Genomic DNA, 18,785 nt, shown 5'->3' with positions numbered 1-18,785 from the left:
ACGACAGACCCTTGGCCACCAGCCGCAGCACCTCGGTCTCCCGGGTGGTCAGCTGCGGGACGGCCGGCGCCGAGGCCGGGGCCGGCTCGGCGGCCAGCCGGCGGAACTCGCCGAGCACCAGCCCGGCGGCGGGCAGGAAGGCGCCCATCGCGACGGCCGAGGCGAGGGCGACCACGGCCGCGACGGCGGCGGGCAGCCGCCAGCGCAGGTGGTGGTCCTGGATCGCGTCGACGTCGGCGACCAGCCGGGAGAGCAGGTCGCCGCGCCGGTAGGCGGGCAGGGCGGCCGGGGCGAGCACGGTGAGCCGCCGGTACACGGCGGCCCGCAGGGTGCCGAGAGTGCGCAGCACCGCGTCGTGGGAGACCAGCCGCTCGGCGTAGCGGAAGACGCTGCGGCCGATGCCGAAGGCCCGGACGGAGGTGACGGCCATCATCAGGTAGAGCACCGGGGGCATCTGGGAGGCCCGGGAGATGAGGTAGCCGGAGGTGGCCATCAGGGCGACGGCGCTGCCGAGGGCGAGTGCGCCGAGCAGCACCGACAGGGCCAACTTCGGGCCGGCGGGCTCGCTCTCCGGCTCCTCGGGCACGGCGGGGGCGGGGGTGGCCCGGGAGATGACACGCGCGCTGGGGGAGAGCGGGGTGACCGGCTCCGGGAGGTCGACGGAGACGGCCCCCGCCAGCCGGACCCGTTCCTGCGCGACCGCCAGCAGCGCCGGCCGGTGGGCGACCACCAGCACGGTGCGCGCCGGGTCCTCGGCGAGGGTCCGGACGGCGTCCACGACGGCCGCCTCCGAGTCGCCGTCCAGGTTGGCGGTGGGTTCGTCCAGCAGCACCAGCGGGCGGTCGTCGGCGAGCAGCACCCGGGCGAGGGCGAGCCGTTGGCGCTGGCCGGCCGAGAGTCCGGCGCCGTCCTCGCCCAGTTCGGTGTCCAGGTCGGTGACGAAGTCGAGCGCGTGGGCGGCCCGCAGCGCCGTCCACAGCCGGTCGTCGGTGGCGTCGGGCCGGTGCAGCCGCAGGTTGTCGCCGATCGTCCCGGCGAACAGGTGGGGGTGCTGGGGCACCCAGGCGATCTGCCGCCGCCAGCTGTCCGGCTCCAGTTCGGCGAGGTCGTACCCGCGCCCGTCGGCGGCGGTGATCCGGACGGTGCCGGCCTCGGGGGCGGTGAGGCCGAGCAGGACGGACAGCAGGGTGGACTTGCCGGCCCCGCTCGGGCCGGTGAGGGCGGTGCTGGAGCCGGGGCGCAGGGTGAGCGCGGCGCCGTCCAGGGCGGGCCGGGCCCGGCCGGGGTGGCGGACGGTCAGGCCTTCGGCGGTGATCACGGCGCCGGTGAGGTCGGGGGCCGGGAGCGTCCCGGCGGCGGGCAGCGGGGTCTCCAGCACCTGGAAGATCTCGTCGGCGGCGGTGAGGCCCTCGACGCTGGAGTGGTAGAGCGCGCCGACCTGGCGGATCGGGAGGTACACCTCGGGGGCGAGGATCAGGATCAGCAGCCCGGTCTCCAGGTCGAGGGTGCCGTCGACCAGCCGGAAGCCGATGGTGACCGCGACCAGGGCGACGGACAGGGTGGAGAGCAGTTCCAGGGCGAAGGAGGAGATGAAGGCGATCCGCAGGGTGCGCAGGGTGGCCTTGCGGTAGTCGGCGGTGATCCGGGCGATGGTGGCGGCCTGGGCGCGGGCCCGGTTGAACACCTTGAGGGTGGGCAGGCCGGCGACGACGTCCAGGAAGTGGTGGGAGAGCCGGGAGAGGGTGTTCCACTGCCGGTCCATCCGGGACTGGGTGGCCATCCCGATCAGCACCATGAACAGCGGGATCAGCGGCAGCGTCCCGGCGATGATCGCGGCGGAGGTGAGGTCGGCGCCGACGATCCGCAGCAGCACGATCACCGGGACGACCACGGCGAGGGCGAGTTGCGGCAGGTAGCGGGCGAAGTAGTCGTCGAGGGCGTCGACGCCGCGGGTGGCGAGGGTGGTGAGTTCGCCGGTGCGCCGGCCCGCCAGGTAGGACGGGCCGAGCGCGGTGGCGTGGTCGAGCAGCCGGCGCCGCAGGGTGGACTTCACCCGGGCGACGGACCGGTGCGCGGTGAGTTCGGTGAGCCAGCCGACCAGCCCGCGGCCGACGGCGGTCAGGGCGAGCAGCACCAGCGGGGTGGTCAGTTCGCCGAGTCCGGCGCCGCGCTGGAAGGCGCGGACCACGATCTCGGCGATCAGGCTCGCCTGGGCGACCACCAGGGCCGCGCCCGCCCCGCCGAGCAGGACGGATCCGGCGAGGAAGGCACGGGTGGTGCGGGCGTGTCCGAGGAGTCGGGGGTCGACCGGCTTCACGGCGTCAGGCCTGGTCGGCCGGGGCGGCGGGCTGGGGGCCGGGGGTGTGCCCGGGGATGTGCTGCACCCCGATCCGCTTGCGGAACACCCAGTACGTCCAGCCCTGGTAGAGCAGCACCAGCGGGGTGAACACGGCGGCCACGATGGTCATCAGCTTGAGCGTGTACGGCGAGGACGCCGCGTTGGTGACGGTCAGGCTCCAGTCCGGGTTGAGCGTGGACGGCATGACGTTCGGGAAGAGCGCCAGAAAGAGCATCGCGACCGCGGCCACAATGGTCGCCCCGGAGAGGATGAACGCCCAGCCCTCGCGGCCGAGTTGGTTGGCCACCAGGGCGCCGGCCAGGGCCAGCACCGCGATCACCAGGGCGGCCAGGCTGCGGCCGTTGCCACTGTCCGCCTGGGTCCAGGCCAGGAAGGCGAGGGCGAGGACGGCGGCGGCCAGTCCGGCTTGGAGGGCGGCCCGGCGGGCCCGTTGGCGGATCTCGCCGACGGTCTTGAGTGCCGCGAACACCGCGCCGTGGAAGGTGAACAGGCTGAGCGTCACCAGGCCGCCGAGCAGCGCGTACGGGTTGAGCAGGTCGGCGAGGCCGCCGACGTAGTTCTTCTGCGCGTCGATGTCCACGCCGCGGACGATGTTGGCGAAGGCCACGCCCCACAGGAAGGCCGGGAGCAGGGAGGTCCAGAAGATGGCCTCCTCCCAGTTGCGCTGCCAGCGGGCGCCGTCGCGCTTGGCCCGGTACTCGAAGGCCACGCCGCGCACGATCAGGCAGACCAGGATGACCAGCAGCGGGATGTAGAAGCCGCTGAAGAGGGTCGCGTACCAGTCCGGGAAGGCGGCGAAGGTGGCGCCGCCGGCGGTGAGCAGCCAGACCTCGTTGCCGTCCCAGACCGGGCCGATGGTGTTGATCAGCACCCGGCGCTCGGCGGTGTTCCGGGCGAGCGGCTTGGTGAGGATGCCGATCCCGAAGTCGAAGCCCTCCAGGAAGAAGTAGCCGATCCACAGGACCGCGATCAGCACGAACCAGACGTCGTGGAGTTGCATGACCCTTGGTCTCCTTTCCGTGGCTCAGTACGCGAAGGCGAGCGGTTTGTCGGCGTCCTCGTCCTCGGACGGGCCGCGCAGCGAGGGGTCCTTGGCCGGGGGCCGCTCGGTCACCACCGGGCCGGCCTTGGCGTACTTGACCAGCAGCCGGACCTCGACGACGGCGAGGATCGCGTACAGCGTGGTGAAGGTGGCCAGGGCGCCGATCTGGGTGCCGACGCCGACGTTGGGGGAGACGGCGCTGGCGGTGGTCATCAGGCCGAAGACGGCCCAGGGCTGGCGGCCCATCTCGGTGAAGATCCAGCCGAAGCTGTTGGCGATCAACGGGAAGCCCATGGTCAGGATGCCGATCCGCCAGCTCCACTTGGTGAGCAGCGGGCCCATCTCCCGGGTCGGGGTGAGCATCAGCCGGGGCACCTCGGTCTCGCCGGTGCGGAACTCGGGGCGCAGGAGGAACTTCCGGCGGGTGGTCCAGAGGCCGATCAGGGCGGCGACGAAGGAGGTCATCCCGAAGCCGATCATGAAGCGGAAGCCCCAGTAGGTCACGAAGACGCTCGGGATGTAGTCCTTGGGGTCGCCGCCGTGGGCGGCGGCCTCGGCGGCCGCGGTGTCGTTGATGCCGGGGACGGACGAGCTGAAGTCGCTGTGGGCGAGGAAGGAGAGTATCCCGGGGACCTCCAGCTCGACCGAGTTGTGGCCCTTGCTGACGTCGCCGACCGCGAAGATCGAGAACGGCGCGGGCGACTGGGTGTCCCACAGTGCTTCGGCGGCGGCCATCTTCATCGGCTGCTGCTCGAACATGACCTTGCCGAGGGTGTCGCCGCTGAGCGCGGTGCCGGCGCCGAAGACCACGGCGAGCACCAGGCCGAGCCGCAGCGAGGTGCGCATCACGGCGGTCTTCGCGGGGTCGGCGGTCTCGGGCCGGCGCTTGGCCTTCCAGAGGTGGAAGGAGGCGATGCCGACCATGAAGGCGGCGCCGGTGAGGAAGGCCGCGGTCAGGGTGTGGAAGACGACGGTGAGGGTGGTGTTCTGGAACAGCACCTCGGCGATGTCGGTGAGCTGCGCTTTGCCGGTGGCCGGGTCGATCGCGTAGCCGGCCGGGTGCTGCATCCAGGAGTTGGCGGCCAGGATGAAGTAGGCGGAGAGCACGGTGCCCAGCGAGACCATCCACATGCAGGCGCAGTGGATCTTCTTCGGCAGCTTGTCCCAGCCGAAGATCCACAGGCCGATGAAGGTGGACTCGAAGAAGAAGGCGATCAGCGCCTCCATCGCGAGCGGGGCGCCGAAGACGTCACCGACGAAGCGGGAGTAGTCGGACCAGTTCATGCCGAACTGGAATTCCTGCACGATTCCGGTGACGACACCCATCGCGATGTTGATGAGGAAGAGCTTTCCCCAGAACTTCGTCGCGTGGAAGTACTTCTCCTTGTTCGTACGCACCCAGGCGGTCTCCAGCCCGGCCACGATCGCGGCCAGGCTGATGGTGAGCGGTACGAAGAGGAAGTGGTAGACGGTGGTGACTCCGAATTGCCATCGCGCGATCGTCTCGTGAGCGATTGCCAGTTCCACGTCGCCCTCTCTCCAACCCGGCCCCTCGACGGGGCTCTTCCGGACAAACTTCATCTGTAGCCGTAGACCGTTGCTCAACCACGCAAGCTTGTCCGCTTGTGAACGTGAACACGTTCACAAGCACAGTATCCACCATCCTTACGGGGGAACCGCAGGTGGGGTCGTGTTGACATGGGGTGACGGTGCGCACAGTCTGCGGGGCGCACGGGGGCACGACAAAGATCCCGGCCGGGCGACGGGGGCCGGGATCTTGGCCGAAGCGGCGCTTGACAGGCGCCGCGGCCGGTTGACTACGGGCCGGTGCTCCTCCGGTCGGCTACGGCCGGCCGAGCAACTGGGCGCCCGAGGTGGAGTCGGCGCGGGCCGTGAAGAACTCGGTGAAGCCGCGCAGGAACTCCTCCAGCGTGATCCGCCCGTCCCCGTCCGTGTCCAACTGGCGGAACCCGTCAGACAGTTCCACCGGGTGCACCCGCGGACCGCCGAACACCGCGCGGTACTCGTCGAACTCCAGGAAGCCGCTCCCGTCGGTGTCCGCCGCGGTGAACACCGCCCGCAGCGCGGGCAGCAGCCCCCGCTCCAGGTACGCCTCGTCCCGGTCACAGCCCGCCAGGGTCGCCGCCGTGAACTCCTCCCGGCTGACCTTGCCGTCCCCGTTGGCATCCATCACCGCGCGCAGCTGCTCCCACCAGCCGTCGAAGGCCCCGTACACCCGGGCCTCGGCGGCCTCGTCCAACTCCAGCTGCCAGCACACGTTGTGCGCCATCGCCCGCAGGTCGTGCACGGTGATGAAGCCGTCCCCGGTCTGGTCCAGCACCTCGCGGAAGAACCGGTCCACCCGGGAACCGCGGGCGTCCCGGCGCTGCGGGCGCAGCCGGGACGGCCGGGCCCGCTCCTCCGGGGAGCGGTAGCGCATCCGCTCCGGCAGCCGCGGCACGACCAGTCCGGCACCCCGGTGCAGCACGACGGACAGCAGCGCGCCCCACCTCGTCCGGGCCAGCCCGAACCGTTCCCGCACCACCGGCGGCAGGTCCGCCACCGTCAGCTCCCGGATCACCCGGGCGACCAGCGCCCGGACGACCCGCCAGCCGGCGTCCCCGAGGAACCACAGCCGACGCGGCCGGGGAGCCTCGCGCAGGATGTCGTTCAGCAGGTAGCGGGCCGCGTCGTTGAACTCCAGCTTCCGGGCGTACCGGGCGAAGTAGCCCGGCAAGTCGGCCGCGGTCTCGGGGAGTTCCTCCTCCGGCAGCTCGAAGACGGCGATTGTCTCCCTGAACTCCCGGTACGCCAGCTCCAGTTGCCCGGCGTCGTAGCCGTCCCCGCCGAGCCGCCGCATGGCGACCACGCACTCGAACAGCGTCAGCAGCACCCACGCCCTGGTCGCCGGCTCGCGGGCGTCGTACGGCTTCCCGTCCGGCATCGTCCCGCTGATCCGCTTGTGCGCCCGGTCCAGCCGCGCGACCTCGCGCCGCAGCGCCTCCCCGTCCTGGTAGAACAGCCGCCGCCCGCTCCCCAGGGTGTGCTCGACCCGCCGCCACGGATGCGCCCGGTACGTCGAGTGCTCGTGCATCCCGGCCCCCACCGCCGGATCCGCCGCCTGGAGGACCAGCAACCGCCAGGCGACCAGGGAGATGCGCCACTCGGAGAGGTCGCGTTTGAACGAGACGGCGGGGTCAGCCACGTCGCTCACCGGTGATCTCGGGACCGATCACGAAGCCCTTGGCGGGGCCTTCCGGGATCACGGCCTCCTTGCCGTACGGGATCCGGGTCGACGAAGCATAGGCACGGCGCTCCCGGTCCGGGCTGGTGAGGATGGTGACGGCGCCGCCGTCGTCGTGGTCGTCGATGATCACGTAGACCGGGATGCCGGCAGCAGCGTAGGCACGACGCTTGAGAACATGGTCGCGCTTGCGGGCCTCGGCACCTGGTGAGACGGTCTCGACGACCATCGATACCCCAGAGGCCAACACCCCCACGCCTTCGGGGTGCTCGATTTCGTCGACGTCGTCCGGAGCCACGAAGACGTCCGGGATGAACACCTTGAGATCGGCGATCACGTTACCGTCCTGCGCCGGCCCGTAGCCGGTTCCGCTCAGATGAGCGTACAGAGCCCGGCCCAGCCGCCGGTTGACACTGAAGTGGCGAACCCCGCCGGTGGGTGACAACGTGATCGTCCCCTCGATGATCTCCGCGCGGAAGCCCTCGGGCACATCCATGGACTTCCATGCCTGCCACAGCTGCTGGTCCAGGTTCACGACGGTCTCCTCGACAACGAGTGCGCTCACGAGACACCTCTTTCCCGTCCAGTGTGGGATCAGCCCGTGCGAGCTCGCACAAGCAACGGCTGCACGGTCGCACACGACCGAGGGGCCGACCGGGTGAACGGCGCCAGGTTCACCCGATCGAGGCGTTTGGCGCCCGGAAACGCCGAGCCGCAGGGCGGGCCGGGAGCGGGCTTGCCCTGCGGTGGCGGGGTGAGTTGGCCGGGGTGACGGTGACCGACGGCTCGGCGGGTCAGAGCCGGGGCTCACCGGTGATGTCGGGGCCGATCACGAAGCCCTTGGCGGGGCCCTCCGGGATCACGGCCTCCTTGCCGTACGGGATCCGGGCCGAGGAGAGGTACTCCCGCCGGTCGGGGGCGGGGCTGGACAGGATGGTCACGATGCCGCCCTCGTCGTAGTCGTCGATGATCACGTACACCGGAATGGCGGCGGCGGCGTAGGCGCAGCGTTTGAGGACATGGTCACGCGTACGGGCCTTGGCGCCCGGCGAGACGGTCTCGACGACCAGCGGGATTCCGGATGCCAGCAGCCCCCACCCGTCCGGATGTTCGATCTCCTCGTCGTCCTCGGGTGTCACATACACGTCCGGAATGAACACCTTGAGCCCGTGGATGACGTTGCAGTCGGTTCCCGGTGCCCACCCGGACCCTTGGAGGTAGCCGACAAGGGCCGCGAGCAGCCGCCTGTTGATGCGAGCGTGGCGACTGTTGCCGGTGGGTGACACCGTCAGGCTCTCCTCGTCGATGATCTCCACGCGGTAGCCCTCGAACTCGTCCGAGGACTTCCACATCTCCCACAGCACCTGGTCACGGTCCACGACGGTCACCTCAGCAACGAGTGCGCTCACGAGACACCTCTTTCCCGTCCAGTGTGGTCAGCCCGTGCGAGCTCGCACAAGCAGCGGCTGCACGGTCGCACACGACCGGAGGGTCGGCCGGGTGAACGACTGGAGATTCACCCGATCGGGGCGTTTGCCGCCCGGGAAAGCGAAACCGCAGGGCAGGCCGGGGGCCTGCCCTGCGGTGGCGGGGTGCGGTGGGGTTCGCGTCCTCCTCCCGAGCGGGCGCGAACCGGGTGGGTCAGGAGGTGGAGCGGCCCGGCTTGCGGCGGGAGACGTAGAGGGCGGCGGCGCCGAGGCTGAGGGCGGCGGCGGAGCCGAGGGCGAGGTAGGGGGTGGCCGGGTTGGAGCCGGTCTCGGCGAGTTCGGTGGCCGAGCCGGTGGTGGCGGCCTTGGTGCCGGTGGTCGCGGCGGTTCCGGTGGTCGAAGTCTTCGCCGTGGTGGCCGACTTGTCCGTGGTGGTAGTCGTGGCGACGGTGGTGTCGGCGACCGGGGTGACGGTGACCGGCTGCTCGGCGGGCTTGTCCGCCGGCTGCTCGGCGGGCTTGTCCGCCGGCTTCTCCGCGGGCTTGTCCGCCGGCTTCTCGGCCGGCTGCTCGGCGGCGGCCTTGGCGTCGGCGAGCGCCTTGTCGGCGGTGGCCTTGGCGGCGGCCCGCTCCGTGACGCGCTCCTGGGCCTCGGTCACCCGGGTGAGCGCGGTGATCCGGGCGTCGTCCAGGTCTCGGTTGGCCTTCTTCACCGCTTCCTCGGCCCGGGTCTTCGCCGAGCGGGCGGCGTTGGCCTCGTCCATCGCCTTCGTCAGCTGCTGGCGGGCCTTCTCGCGGTCCGCCTCCGACGCCTTGTCGTACGCGGTCATGGCCTTGTGGACCTCGTCGTCGGCGGCGGTCGCCGCCTCGGTGGCCTTGGCGGCAGCGGCCTGGGCCGCCTTGAACGTGGCGGTGAGGTCTGCCGGGGGCGTGTAGGCCTCGAACCTGGCCTTCTCCTCGGCCGCGTAGGCCTTGGCCTCCTGGTACGCCGTGGCCGCGTCGGCGGCCGCCTTCTCCAGGGCGGCGATCGATCCGGTGTCGTTCCGGGTCTGCGCCGCCGGGGCCGACTCCGCGAAGGCGGGTGCCGCGGAGAGCAGGGCTGCGGGCGAGATCACGGCGGCGACGAGGGCGGCCGAGACCAGCGAGCGGCGGAGTTTCACAATGACCCCTTTCGGGTCGAAAAGGAAAGCAAAGACCGTTGCAAGGGCGTCTCTTGACGCTCCGACAGCGCCGATCATAGGCACACGGATTCTTAACCCTCCATGCCGACTTCCGGCAGGGAAAGGGGGGTCGGAATTGCTTGGTTCGCTGCGGAATTGACGAGTCGACAAAGACTCAGGAAACCCGGTCGCCGTTCGTGGGCAGTTCGACCCGGAACGTGGCGCCGGCGCCCGGGGCGGTGTCCAGGGTGAGGGTGCCGCCGTGGGCGCGGGTGAGGGCGGTGGCGATGGCGAGGCCGAGTCCGCCGCCGCCGCCGTTGTCGCGGCTGCGGGAGGCGTCGACCCGGTAGAAGCGGTCGAAGACCCGCTGGGCCTGTTCCTCGGTGAGGCCCGGGCCGGCGTCGGCGACCTCCAGCAGGCAGATCCCGCCGGGCCCGCCGCCGACGCCTATCCGCACCGGGGTGCCGGGCGGGGTGTGCTTGACGGCGTTGCCGACCAGGTTGGTGACCACCTGACGCAGCCGTGCCTCGTCGCCCAGGACGGGCGCCGCACCGGGTGCGCCGGTGCCGGCCGGGCCGGTGAGGGCGACCGGGCGGCTCGGGTCGAGGGCGGTGAGGTCGTGCAGGGCGTCGGCGGCGAGGGTGCGCAGGTCCATCGGGGCGAGGTCGAGCGGGCGTTCCTCGTCGAGCCGGGCGAGCACCAGCAGGTCCTCGACGAGGGTGCCCATCCGGACGGCCTCGCTCTCGATCCGGGTCATGGTCCGCTTGACGTCGGCCTCGGTGGGCAGCGCGCCCATCCGGTACAGCTCGGCGAAGCCCCGGATGCCGGCCAGTGGGGTGCGCAGTTCGTGGGAGGCGTCGGCGACGAAGCGCCGCATCCGGGCCTCGGATTCGGCGCGGGCCGCGAAGGCGGCCTCGATCTGGGTGAGCATGCCGTTGAGCGCGACCGACAGCCGTCCGACCTCGGTACCGGGGGAGAGTTCCGGCATCCGGTGCGACAGTTCGCCGGCGGCGATCCGCGCGGCGCCTTCCTCGATCCGCCGCAGCGGCCGCAGTCCGGCCCGGACGGCGAAGAAGCCGAGTGCGGCGATCAGCAGCAGGACGCCGCCGCCGATCGCCAGGAAGGAGGTGCTCAGCCGGCCGACGGTGGCGTCGATGTCCTCGCGGGAGACGGCGACCATGACGTAGGTCGGGTTGGTGACGGGTGAGGTGAACGCGCCGGTCCCGGGGGTGGGGGTGCGCGGCGCCTGGATCGGCAGCACCAGGACCCGCCAGCTGTGGCTGTCGCGCTGGTCGGGCAGGTCGAAGGGGGTGTCGGGGGCGGTCTGGGTGGGGTCCAGGCCGGCCAGTTGGGGTGCCGGGTCGCTGTCCGAGACGGGCTGGCGCAGGACCGTCTGGACCTTGCCGTCCGCGGACAGCCACTGCACCAGGTACTGGCTGGGCAGGCTGATCCGGCGCCCGGAGACGACCGGCTTGCCGGTGCCCGGCGCGCTCACCTGCATCGGCGCCTTGCGTGACAACGGCACGCCGTAGCGCTGGAGTTGCTCGTCCAGCTGCTCGACTAGCTGGTTCCGTACGGCGCCCAGTACGAAGGTGTCGCTGACCACGAGCCCGGTGGTCACCAGCACGAGCGCGAGGACCAGGAGCCGCGCGCGCAGTGACAGCCGGGAGGTGAAGCGGGTGAACACGGGCTGGTCCGGTCAGCCCTGCGGGGGGCGGCGCAGCGCGTAGCCGATGCCGCGCACGGTGTGGATCAGCTTGGGGCCGTGGGCGGGACCGGAGTCGAGCTTGCGGCGCAGGTACGAGATGTAGGACTCGACGATGGAGAGGTCGCCGCCGAAGTCGTAGGCCCAGACGTGGTCGAGGATCTGCGCCTTGGAGACCACCCGGCCGACGTTGGCCAGCAGGTAGTGGAGCAGCTTGAACTCGGTCGGGGAGAGCGCGACGGGGGTGCCGGCCCGGGTGACCTCGTGGGCGATCGGGTCGAGGCTGAGGTCGGCCACCACCAGGCGGCCGTCCTCGGCGGGCCCGCCGGCCCGGCGCAGGATTGCCCGGATCCGGGCGATCAGCTCCTCCAGGCTGAACGGCTTGGTGACGTAGTCGTCCGCGCCCGCGGCCAGGCCCTGGACCTTGTCGCCGACGCCGTCCTTGGCGGTGAGGAACAGCACCGGCAGGTGGTCGCCGGGGTGTCCGTGCGCAGGGCCGGCGATCTGGCCCCGGCTGGTGCGCTCGCGCAGCTTCTCGACGACGGTGAAGCCGTCGAGGTCGGGCAGCATCACGTCGAGGACCACGAGGTCGGGCCGCTCGACGGCGATCAGCTCCAGCGCCTCGGTGCCGCTGGCGGCGGAGGCCACCCGGAAACCGGAGAACCGCAGCGAGGCGGCGAGCAGTTCGCGGATGTTCGGCTCGTCGTCCACGACGAGGAGGAATGCCTCGCCCTGGCCCCCGGCCACGGCGGGGCCGCCTGGTGTGGTGACAGTGCCTTGCACGGGGGTTTCGCCTCCCGGTCGGACGATGACGTTCAGCATGAGGCTAGCCCCCGGAGGCTACGCGGCATGGATGAATGTTGGATTAACACCTTAACGGTCGGTTTTTGGGCGCCAAGCCCCGAGGGGTGGGGCTCGGTGGTGTGCGTACGGGCCGCTCGACGCCCGCGGCGGCGCGGGGACGGCCGGGCGGGATTCCGTCCGGCCGTCCCTGCGTCTCGGACCGGCTGTCCCCGTGCCCCGGACCGGCCGTCCCCGTGCCCCGGACCGGCCGTCCCCGTGCCCCGGACCGGCCATCCCCGTGCCCCGGACCAGGCGGTTCCCGCGCCGCAGGCCGGGTGGGCCGGCCCGCTCAGTGCTGGGCGAACTGCCCCGGCCGGTAGTCGCCGGCGGGCTGGCGGACCATGACGTTGCCGCGGTTGAACGCGTTGATCAGCGCGATCACGCAGACCAGCGCCGCGAGCTGCTCCTCGTCGTAGTACTTGGCCGCGTTCGCCCAGGCCTCGTCCGTCACCCCGCCCCCGTCGGCCAGCCGGCTGCCCTGCTCGGCCAGTTCCAGGGCGGCCCGCTCGGCGTCGGTGAAGACGGTGGCCTCGCGCCAGGCCGACACCAGGTTCAGCCGGGTCGCCTCCTCCCCCGCGTGCACGGCGTCCTTGAAGTGCATGTCGACGCAGAAACCGCAGCCGTTGATCTGGCTGGCGCGCAGCCGCACCAGCTCCTGGGTGGCGTACGGCAGCGTCGAGTCCGCCAGCGGCTTGTGGGCGGCGATGAGGTGCTTGTAGACCTGGCTCATGACCGGGCTGGCGAAGGCGTTCAGTCGGGCTTCCATCGGGTGCTCCTTCGGGGTCTCTGCTTGGTTTGCTTCGTTTGCTTCGTTTGCTTTGTTTGCTTTGTTTGCTTCGGCGGCGTCGGCTGCTTCGTTGTGCCGTACTGCCCTCCACGACAGGGCGGCCGGGCGTTCTGTGACAGCCCCGGGCATGACCTGCGTCACCCGTTCCACGGACGCAGCTTCTCGGGATTGCGCACCACCCAGATGTGGGTGATCCGGCCCTCCGCGATCCGGAAGGCGATCACGGTGTCGGTGACGCCGTCCTGCTCGACGACCAGCCCGGGCAGGCCACTGACGGTGCACTCCCGCAGCGTCCGGCCGGGCGTGAGCCGGGTGGATTCGGCGTAGGCGCGGGCGATCCACTCGCCACCCGTGAGCGGCTCCAGCAGGGCGCCAGCCAGGCCACCGCCGTCGGCGATCACGGTGGCCTCGGGGTCGAGGAGGTCCATCAGCGACCTGACGTCCTTCGCCTCCCAGGCCCGCTTGAACTCCCGGACAAGGCCGGCCTGCACGCCGGTCGGCGTCACCGGGGCCCGCGCCGCCCGGATCCGGCGGCGGGCCGAGGAGGCCAGCTGGCGGCAGGCCGCCGCCGAACGGCCGACGATCGCGGCCACCTCGGCGAACGGGTACCGGAAGACGTCGTGGAGGATGAACGCCACGCGTTCGGCCGGCGTCATGGACTCCAGGACGACGAGGAAGGCCATGTTCACCGACTCGTCGAGGGTGATCCGGTCCGCCGGGTCCGCCGCCGCGCCGTCGGCCCCGTCCCGGTGCTCGGGCAGCGGCTCGGGGAGCCACTCGCCCACGTAGCGCTCCCGCCGGGCCCGGGCGGAGCCGAGCTGGTTGAGGCAGATCCGGCTGGCGACCGTGGTCAGCCAGCCGCCGAGGGAGACGACGGCGTCCCGCTGCTCCGCCGACATCGCGTACCAGCGGGCGTAGGTCTCCTGCACGACGTCCTCGGCGTCGGCGAGGGAGCCGAGCATCCGGTAGGCCACGTTGGTCAGTTGGCGCCGCTCATTCATGATCACGCTCAGGTCGTCGTCGTCCATCGTCCGCCTCCGGTGCCGCCCTCGTGCTCCTACGACTCCTACGACTCCTATGACCGGACAGCGGGCCGGAATGTGACGTCCGCCCCGCACCTCACCTTCCGGCGCGCCGCGCTGTCGTACCCGGCAGACGGCACCGAACGGTATGGAGGAACCACCGTGAACGACTTCCGGACGACCACCGACCTGGTCGAGATCCAGGCCCTGCAGAGCGAGTTCACCGATGCGGTGATGATGCGCGACGAAGCCCGCCTCGCCGGGCTGTTCACCCAGGACGGCGTGCTGCGGATACCCGACGTCCCGGTCGAACTGGTCGGCCCGGAGCAGATCCGCACCGGGCGCCGGACGCTCCGGGAGCTGTGGGACTTCTTCGCGCGGACCACCCACCCCGACTCGATCCGGATCGACGGCGACACCGCGACCGGACGCGCCCCCCTGCCCGAACCGGCCCGGCTGCCGGACGGCCGCGAGGGGCTCGACTACGCCATCTCCCAGGACCGTTACCGGCGGACGGCGGGCGGCTGGCGGTTCGCCGCGCGGGTCTACGAGGTCCGGTACGCCGACACCAGCCCGCTGGGCGGCTCGGCGCCGCGCACCGGGGCCGGCGACGCGTCCACCACCCCGGCGGACGCGGGGTCCACCGCCTCGACGGCTACCGGGTTCGACGCCCGGGCGGAGGCGGGATTCTCCGCCCCGGCCGACGCCGACCTCCTGGGGCGGACGGCCGCCGCCCTGGCCGAGCGCGGCTTCACCGTCGAGCTCCTCGCCGACGCCGCCGCCGCGCGGGCCCGGGTGCGGGAGCTGGTCCCGGCGGACGCCACCGTGTTCACCGCGGCCAGCGAGACGCTCCGGCTGTCCGGCATCGACGAGGACCTCAACGACGACAGCCGCTACCGGTCCGTCAGGTCCCGGGTGATGGCGCTGGACCGGACCACCGAGGCGGACGACATCCGGCGCCTGCTCGCCGCCCCCGACGTCGCCGTGGGCAGCGTCGCCGCCGTCACCGAGACCGGCTCCCTGGTGATCGCCTCGGCCAGCGGCAGCCAGCTGCCCGGCAACGCCGGTGGCGCCGGAGAGGCGATCTGGGTCGTCGGCGCCCAGAAGGTGGTCCCGGACCTGCCCGCCGCCCTGCGCCGGCTGGAGGAGTACGTCCTCCCGCTGGAGGACACCCGCTCCCGGGCCACCTACGGCCAGCCCAGCGCCGTCAACCAGCTGCTGGTGCTCAACGCGCCGACCCGCTTCTCCCGGGGCACCGTGCTGCTGCTGCGGGAGGCCGTCGGGTACTGAGCGGCGGACGGATGCGCGGGAAGTCGGCCGGGCCGACTTCCCGCGCGTCAGCCGGTGCCCTCAGCCTTGTCGCCCCCCTCAGCCTCCTCAGCCTTGTCGGCCTCCTCGGCCTCCTCGGCCTCCGCCATCCCCTCGGTCTCCGGCTTCGCGTGGAGGACTTCGCGGCCCTGCTCGGCGGCGCGGGCGATCGACTCGGAGACGAAGTCCAGGAAGCGGGCGATGTTCTCCAGCCGCCCGCCGGCCGGGGTGCCGACGCCGAGGACGCCGGCGCCCTGGCGGGTGGTGTCGACGAGCTGGGCGGTGACCTGGGCGCTGACCATCATGGACCGGTACCAGATGTCGTCGTCCACGAAGTAGCGCTCGCGGCGGCGCTCGTCCCGCTCCCGGGTCACCATGCCCTGGCTCTCCAGGAAGGCGATCGCCTTGGAGATGGTCGCCGGGCTGACCTGGAGGCGCTCGACCAGTTCGGCGGCGGTGAGGCTGCCCGCGTCGGTGATGTAGAGGCAGGCGAGTACCCGGGACGCCATCTTGGGCATGCCCGACTGCATCATGCCGTTGGTGAAGACCTCCTCGTACGCGCGCACCGCCTCGGCGTCCCGGCCGTGCGGCTGCGGGGTGGTGTCCGGCCCCTGGGGCGCGGACTGCCGCCGGCGCTGGGCCCGGTGCCCGGTGGCGCGGTGGGCGAGGTCGGCGCGGTAGGCGGCGGGGCCGCCGTTGCGCATCACCTCGCGCGTGACGGTCGAGGTCGGCCGGTCGAGGCGCCGGGCGATCTCCGCGTAGGCGAGGTCGTCGGCCAGCCCCAGCGCGATCTGCTGGCGTTCCTGCTGGGTGAGCCTGCCGCCGGGCATCGCGGCCTCCTTCGGAATCCGTGGTCAGTGCGCGCAGGATAGCGTTCACCTCCAATCCATTGCAACGAAGAGCGCAGAGTTCGTTGCATTCCTTGCAGCGCCGTTGCAATGATTTCTCGTCATCTACCTGCGACTATACGGATTCATCGCAGCAGAGTCGTTGCTAGATCAGTGAACGCAACGTAGCTTTTCCCTCGTCAGAAAGCAGCGGGCCGACAGGGGACCCGCCGGTCGAGAAGGAGAAGCAACCATGAAGCCGCGCGCCACCACCACCATCCCGGCCGCCACCGCCGCCGTCGCCCCCACTGTCACCCCGGCCGTCGCCCCCACCGTCGACGTCCCCGCCAGCGACGTCCCCGCCTGGAGCGGCATGCTGCGGGTCGACGACACCGCCCTGGCTGTCACCGACACCGGCGGCACCGGCACCGCCGTGGTCTACCTCAACGGCGGCTTCGCCGACCAGTCGCACTGGCGGCGCGTGATCGCCGACCTCGGCGACGGCTACCGGCACATCACCTTCGACGAGCGCGCCCGCGGCAAGTCCGCCACCTCCTCCGACTACTCCTTCGAGGCCGCCGTACGGGACCTCGACGCCGTCCTCGACGCCCGCGGCGTCCAGCGGGCCGTCCTGGTCGGCTGGTCCTACGGCGCGATGATCTCCGTGCACTACGCCGCCCGCCGCCCCGAGCGCGTCCTGGGCGCGGTCCCCGTGGACGGCGCGATGCCCGTCGAGCCCCTCGACGACGCCGCCAAGGCGAAGATCCGCGGCCTCTTCCGCCGTCTCAGCCCGCTCTTCCCGCTGTGCCGGCGCCTCGGCATGGCCGCCCGGATGAGCGCGCTCCAGCACGCCGAGGTCAACCTCGAACTCATCGACCTGTCCGCCCCCGCCGCCTTCCTCCCCGTCCTCGACCAGGTCACCGTCCCCATCCGCTACGTCCTCGCCACCGGCGGCAACCTCGGCGCCGACGCGAAGACCATGGAGGGCCTGCGCGCCGTCATGGCCGACGTCGCCGCCCACAACCCGCACATCCGGATCGCCGCCAAGACCCCCAGCAACCACTCCAAGATCCTTCGCAACGACCACCGGGCCGTGGCCGCCACCATCCGCGAACTCGCCGACACCCAAGCCCACCAGGCGGTTTGAGTCGCGCGGCGCCGCCCACCCCGGCCCCGACCACGCCTCCCCGGCCACCCCGACCTGGTCGCCCGAATCCGGCGCCTTCACCGGCCCGGCCGGACCGGACCGAGCGCGCCGACCGAGCGGAACGTGCGCGCCGCGGGCGTCGACGTTCCCTGGCGCGGCCCGCCGGGCCGGGCGGCTACCTGCCGGCGGTCAGCAGCTCGCGGACGTGCTCGACCGCCTCCGCCAGCGGGACGGACCGGGTCTCGCCGGTGGCCCGGGCGGTCAGCTCCACCAGGCCGTCGGCCAGCCCGCGGGCGCCGACCGTGACCCGGTACGGGATGCCGATCAGCTCGACGTCACGGAACTTCACGCCGGGCCGCTCGTCCCGGTCGTCCAGCAGCACGTCGACCCGCTCGGCCCGCAGCTGCCGGTAGAGCGCCTCGGCGGCTCCGGCCACCCTCTCGTCCTTCGTCCCGAGGACGACGACGGCCACCTCGAAGGGGGCGACCGCGACAGGCCAGACGATGCCCTTGTCGTCGTGGTGGGTCTCCACGACGGCGGCCAACGCCCGCTCCACGCCGATCCCGTAGCTGCCCATGACCGGGACGACCCGCTCGCCGTCCCGGCCGGACACGGCGACGCCGAGGGCCTCGGTGTACTTGCGGCCCAGCTTGAAGATGTGGCCCACCTCGATGGTGACCGCCACGTCCAGCGGCGCACCGCAGCGGGGGCAGGGCTCCCCCGCGGTGACCTCCCGCAGGTCGGCCCAGCGCCGCACGGCGACGTCCCGCTCGACGGACACTCCGCGCAGGTGCACCCCGTCCGTGTTGGCGCCGGTGGTCAGGTCGGTGCGGCCGCGCAGCGCCTCGTCGGCGAGCACCGGCAGGTCGGCGGGGACGCCGACCGCGCCCAGACTGCCGGGGGAGGCGCCGAGCGCCGCCCGGATCTCCTCGGCGGTGGCCGGGCGGACGGCGGTGGCGGCGAGTGCGTCGATCAGCTTCTGCTCGACCAGGCTGTGGTCGCCGCGGACCAGGACCAGGGTCAACTGCCCGTCCACCACGTACACCAGCGTCTTGACCTGCCGCTCGGCCGGCACCCCGTGCAGCCGCGCCAACTCCTCGATGGTGCGGGCCCGCGGGGTGTCGAACCGCTCGGGCGCGTCGGGGCCGAGGCCGTCCGCCACGGCGGGCAGCGCGGACGTCGCCTTCTCGGTGTTCGCGGCGTAGTCGCAGCCGGGGCAGCGGACCACCAGGTCCTCGCCGGCCGCCGAGGCGGCCATGAACTCCACCGACTCGCTGCCGCCCATCGTCCCGCTGGACGCCTGGACGGCGATGGCGGGCAGCCCGAGCCGGGCGAAGATCCGCTCGTACGCGGCCCGGTGCAGCCGGAACGAACGGTCGAGGCCGGCCTCGTCCACGTCGAAGCTGTACGAGTCCTTCATGGTGAACTCGCGCACCCGCAGCAGCCCGCTCTTGGGGCGGGGCTCGTCCCGGAACTTGGTCTGGAACTGGTACCACATCTGCGGCAGGTCCCGGTACGACCGCAGCTCCTGCGACAGCACGGTGAAGATCTCCTCGTGCGTCACCCCGAGCGCCAGGTCGGCACCCTTGCGGTCCTTGAGCCGGAACATCTCCTCACCGATGGACTCCCACCGGCCGCTGCGCTGCCAGATCTCCGCGGGGTGCATGGTGGGCAGCACGAACTCCTGGGAGCCGATCGCGGCCATCTCCTCGCGGATGATGCCGATGATCTTGGCCCGCACCCGCACCGCCAGCGGCAGCAACGAGTAGTGCCCGGCCATCAACTGCCGGATGAACCCCCCTCGCACCAGCAGCCGGTGGCTCACCGCGTCCGCGTCGGCCGGGTCCTCCCGGAGGGTGGGTACGTACAGCTGGGACCAACGCATGGGCCGGACACCGTCCTCTCGATCTCCGCG

General features: G+C 72.1%; 15 protein-coding genes. 2 read left to right on the top strand and 13 right to left on the bottom strand.

Going from position 1 to position 18,785, the window contains the following annotated elements; genetic code table 11:
* From cydD to sigJ, 11 genes are all read right to left on the bottom strand, one after another.
* On the bottom strand, positions 1-2,317 hold a 2,317-nt coding region (gene cydD, locus BG452_RS20850), incomplete at its 3' end, for a thiol reductant ABC exporter subunit CydD (protein ID WP_188305848.1).
* 4 nt (positions 2,318-2,321) lie between these two features.
* Positions 2,322-3,359: a cytochrome d ubiquinol oxidase subunit II gene (gene cydB / locus BG452_RS20845; protein ID WP_188305847.1), complete on the bottom strand. Its 1,038-nt coding sequence runs from the start codon at positions 3,357-3,359 to the stop codon at positions 2,322-2,324.
* Positions 3,360-3,383: 24 nt separating this feature from the next.
* The gene (locus BG452_RS20840; protein WP_188305846.1) at positions 3,384-4,928 is read right to left on the bottom strand and encodes a cytochrome ubiquinol oxidase subunit I; all 1,545 of its coding nucleotides are present in this window, start codon (positions 4,926-4,928) and stop codon (positions 3,384-3,386) included.
* A 316-nt stretch (positions 4,929-5,244) separates the two neighbouring features.
* A complete protein-coding gene (locus BG452_RS47735) occupies positions 5,245-6,606 on the bottom strand; it encodes an EF-hand domain-containing protein (protein ID WP_317621153.1) in 1,362 nt (453 codons plus the stop codon).
* Positions 6,599-7,180 (bottom strand): Uma2 family endonuclease, encoded by a 582-nt coding sequence (locus BG452_RS20830; RefSeq protein WP_317621152.1) that lies wholly within the window; start codon positions 7,178-7,180, stop codon positions 6,599-6,601. Before BG452_RS20830 ends, BG452_RS47735 begins: the two co-directional genes overlap by 8 nt.
* Positions 7,181-7,439: 259 nt before the next feature.
* Positions 7,440-8,054: a Uma2 family endonuclease gene (locus BG452_RS20825; RefSeq protein ID WP_317621151.1), complete on the bottom strand. Its 615-nt coding sequence runs from the start codon at positions 8,052-8,054 to the stop codon at positions 7,440-7,442.
* Positions 8,055-8,286: 232 nt separating this feature from the next.
* Positions 8,287-9,231, bottom strand: coding sequence for an LAETG motif-containing sortase-dependent surface protein (locus tag BG452_RS47730; RefSeq protein WP_188305845.1), 945 nt, complete (start codon positions 9,229-9,231; stop codon positions 8,287-8,289).
* Between the two features lie 175 nt (positions 9,232-9,406).
* A complete protein-coding gene (locus BG452_RS20815; RefSeq protein WP_317621150.1) occupies positions 9,407-10,918 on the bottom strand; it encodes a HAMP domain-containing sensor histidine kinase in 1,512 nt (503 codons plus the stop codon).
* A gap of 12 nt (positions 10,919-10,930) precedes the next feature.
* Positions 10,931-11,719, bottom strand: a complete 789-nt coding sequence (locus tag BG452_RS20810) for a response regulator transcription factor (protein ID WP_411292983.1) — start codon at positions 11,717-11,719, stop codon at positions 10,931-10,933.
* A gap of 349 nt (positions 11,720-12,068) precedes the next feature.
* Positions 12,069-12,545 (bottom strand): carboxymuconolactone decarboxylase family protein, encoded by a 477-nt coding sequence (locus BG452_RS20805; protein ID WP_188305843.1) that lies wholly within the window; start codon positions 12,543-12,545, stop codon positions 12,069-12,071.
* 158 nt (positions 12,546-12,703) lie between these two features.
* Positions 12,704-13,594 carry an RNA polymerase sigma factor SigJ gene (gene sigJ / locus BG452_RS20800; RefSeq protein WP_188305842.1) on the bottom strand — a complete coding sequence of 297 codons (891 nt, stop codon included), beginning with the start codon at positions 13,592-13,594 and terminating at the stop codon, positions 12,704-12,706.
* 156 nt (positions 13,595-13,750) lie between these two features.
* Here sigJ and BG452_RS20795 point away from each other — a divergent pair, with 156 nt between their 5' ends.
* On the top strand, positions 13,751-14,878 hold the full coding sequence (locus BG452_RS20795) for a nuclear transport factor 2 family protein (protein ID WP_188305841.1): 1,128 nt from the start codon (positions 13,751-13,753) through the stop codon (positions 14,876-14,878).
* Between the two features lie 47 nt (positions 14,879-14,925).
* Here BG452_RS20795 and BG452_RS20790 read toward each other — a convergent pair whose 3' ends face one another.
* Entirely contained in the window at positions 14,926-15,726 is an 801-nt protein-coding gene (locus BG452_RS20790) for a GbsR/MarR family transcriptional regulator (protein ID WP_188305840.1), read from the bottom strand.
* Positions 15,727-15,976: 250 nt separating this feature from the next.
* Between BG452_RS20790 and BG452_RS20785 the strand changes: the two genes are divergently transcribed.
* Positions 15,977-16,870 (top strand): alpha/beta fold hydrolase, encoded by an 894-nt coding sequence (locus BG452_RS20785; protein ID WP_223242501.1) that lies wholly within the window; start codon positions 15,977-15,979, stop codon positions 16,868-16,870.
* A 175-nt stretch (positions 16,871-17,045) separates the two neighbouring features.
* Here BG452_RS20785 and BG452_RS20780 read toward each other — a convergent pair whose 3' ends face one another.
* Complete coding sequence (locus BG452_RS20780; protein WP_188305839.1) at positions 17,046-18,755, bottom strand: proline--tRNA ligase; 1,710 nt, start codon at positions 18,753-18,755, stop codon at positions 17,046-17,048.
* Between the last annotated feature and the right edge of the window lie 30 nt (positions 18,756-18,785).

The organism is Streptomyces sp. CBMA123, from assembly GCF_014596465.1.
Classification (GTDB): domain Bacteria; phylum Actinomycetota; class Actinomycetes; order Streptomycetales; family Streptomycetaceae; genus Kitasatospora.
This window is presented reverse-complemented; position numbering and strand designations above follow the sequence as displayed.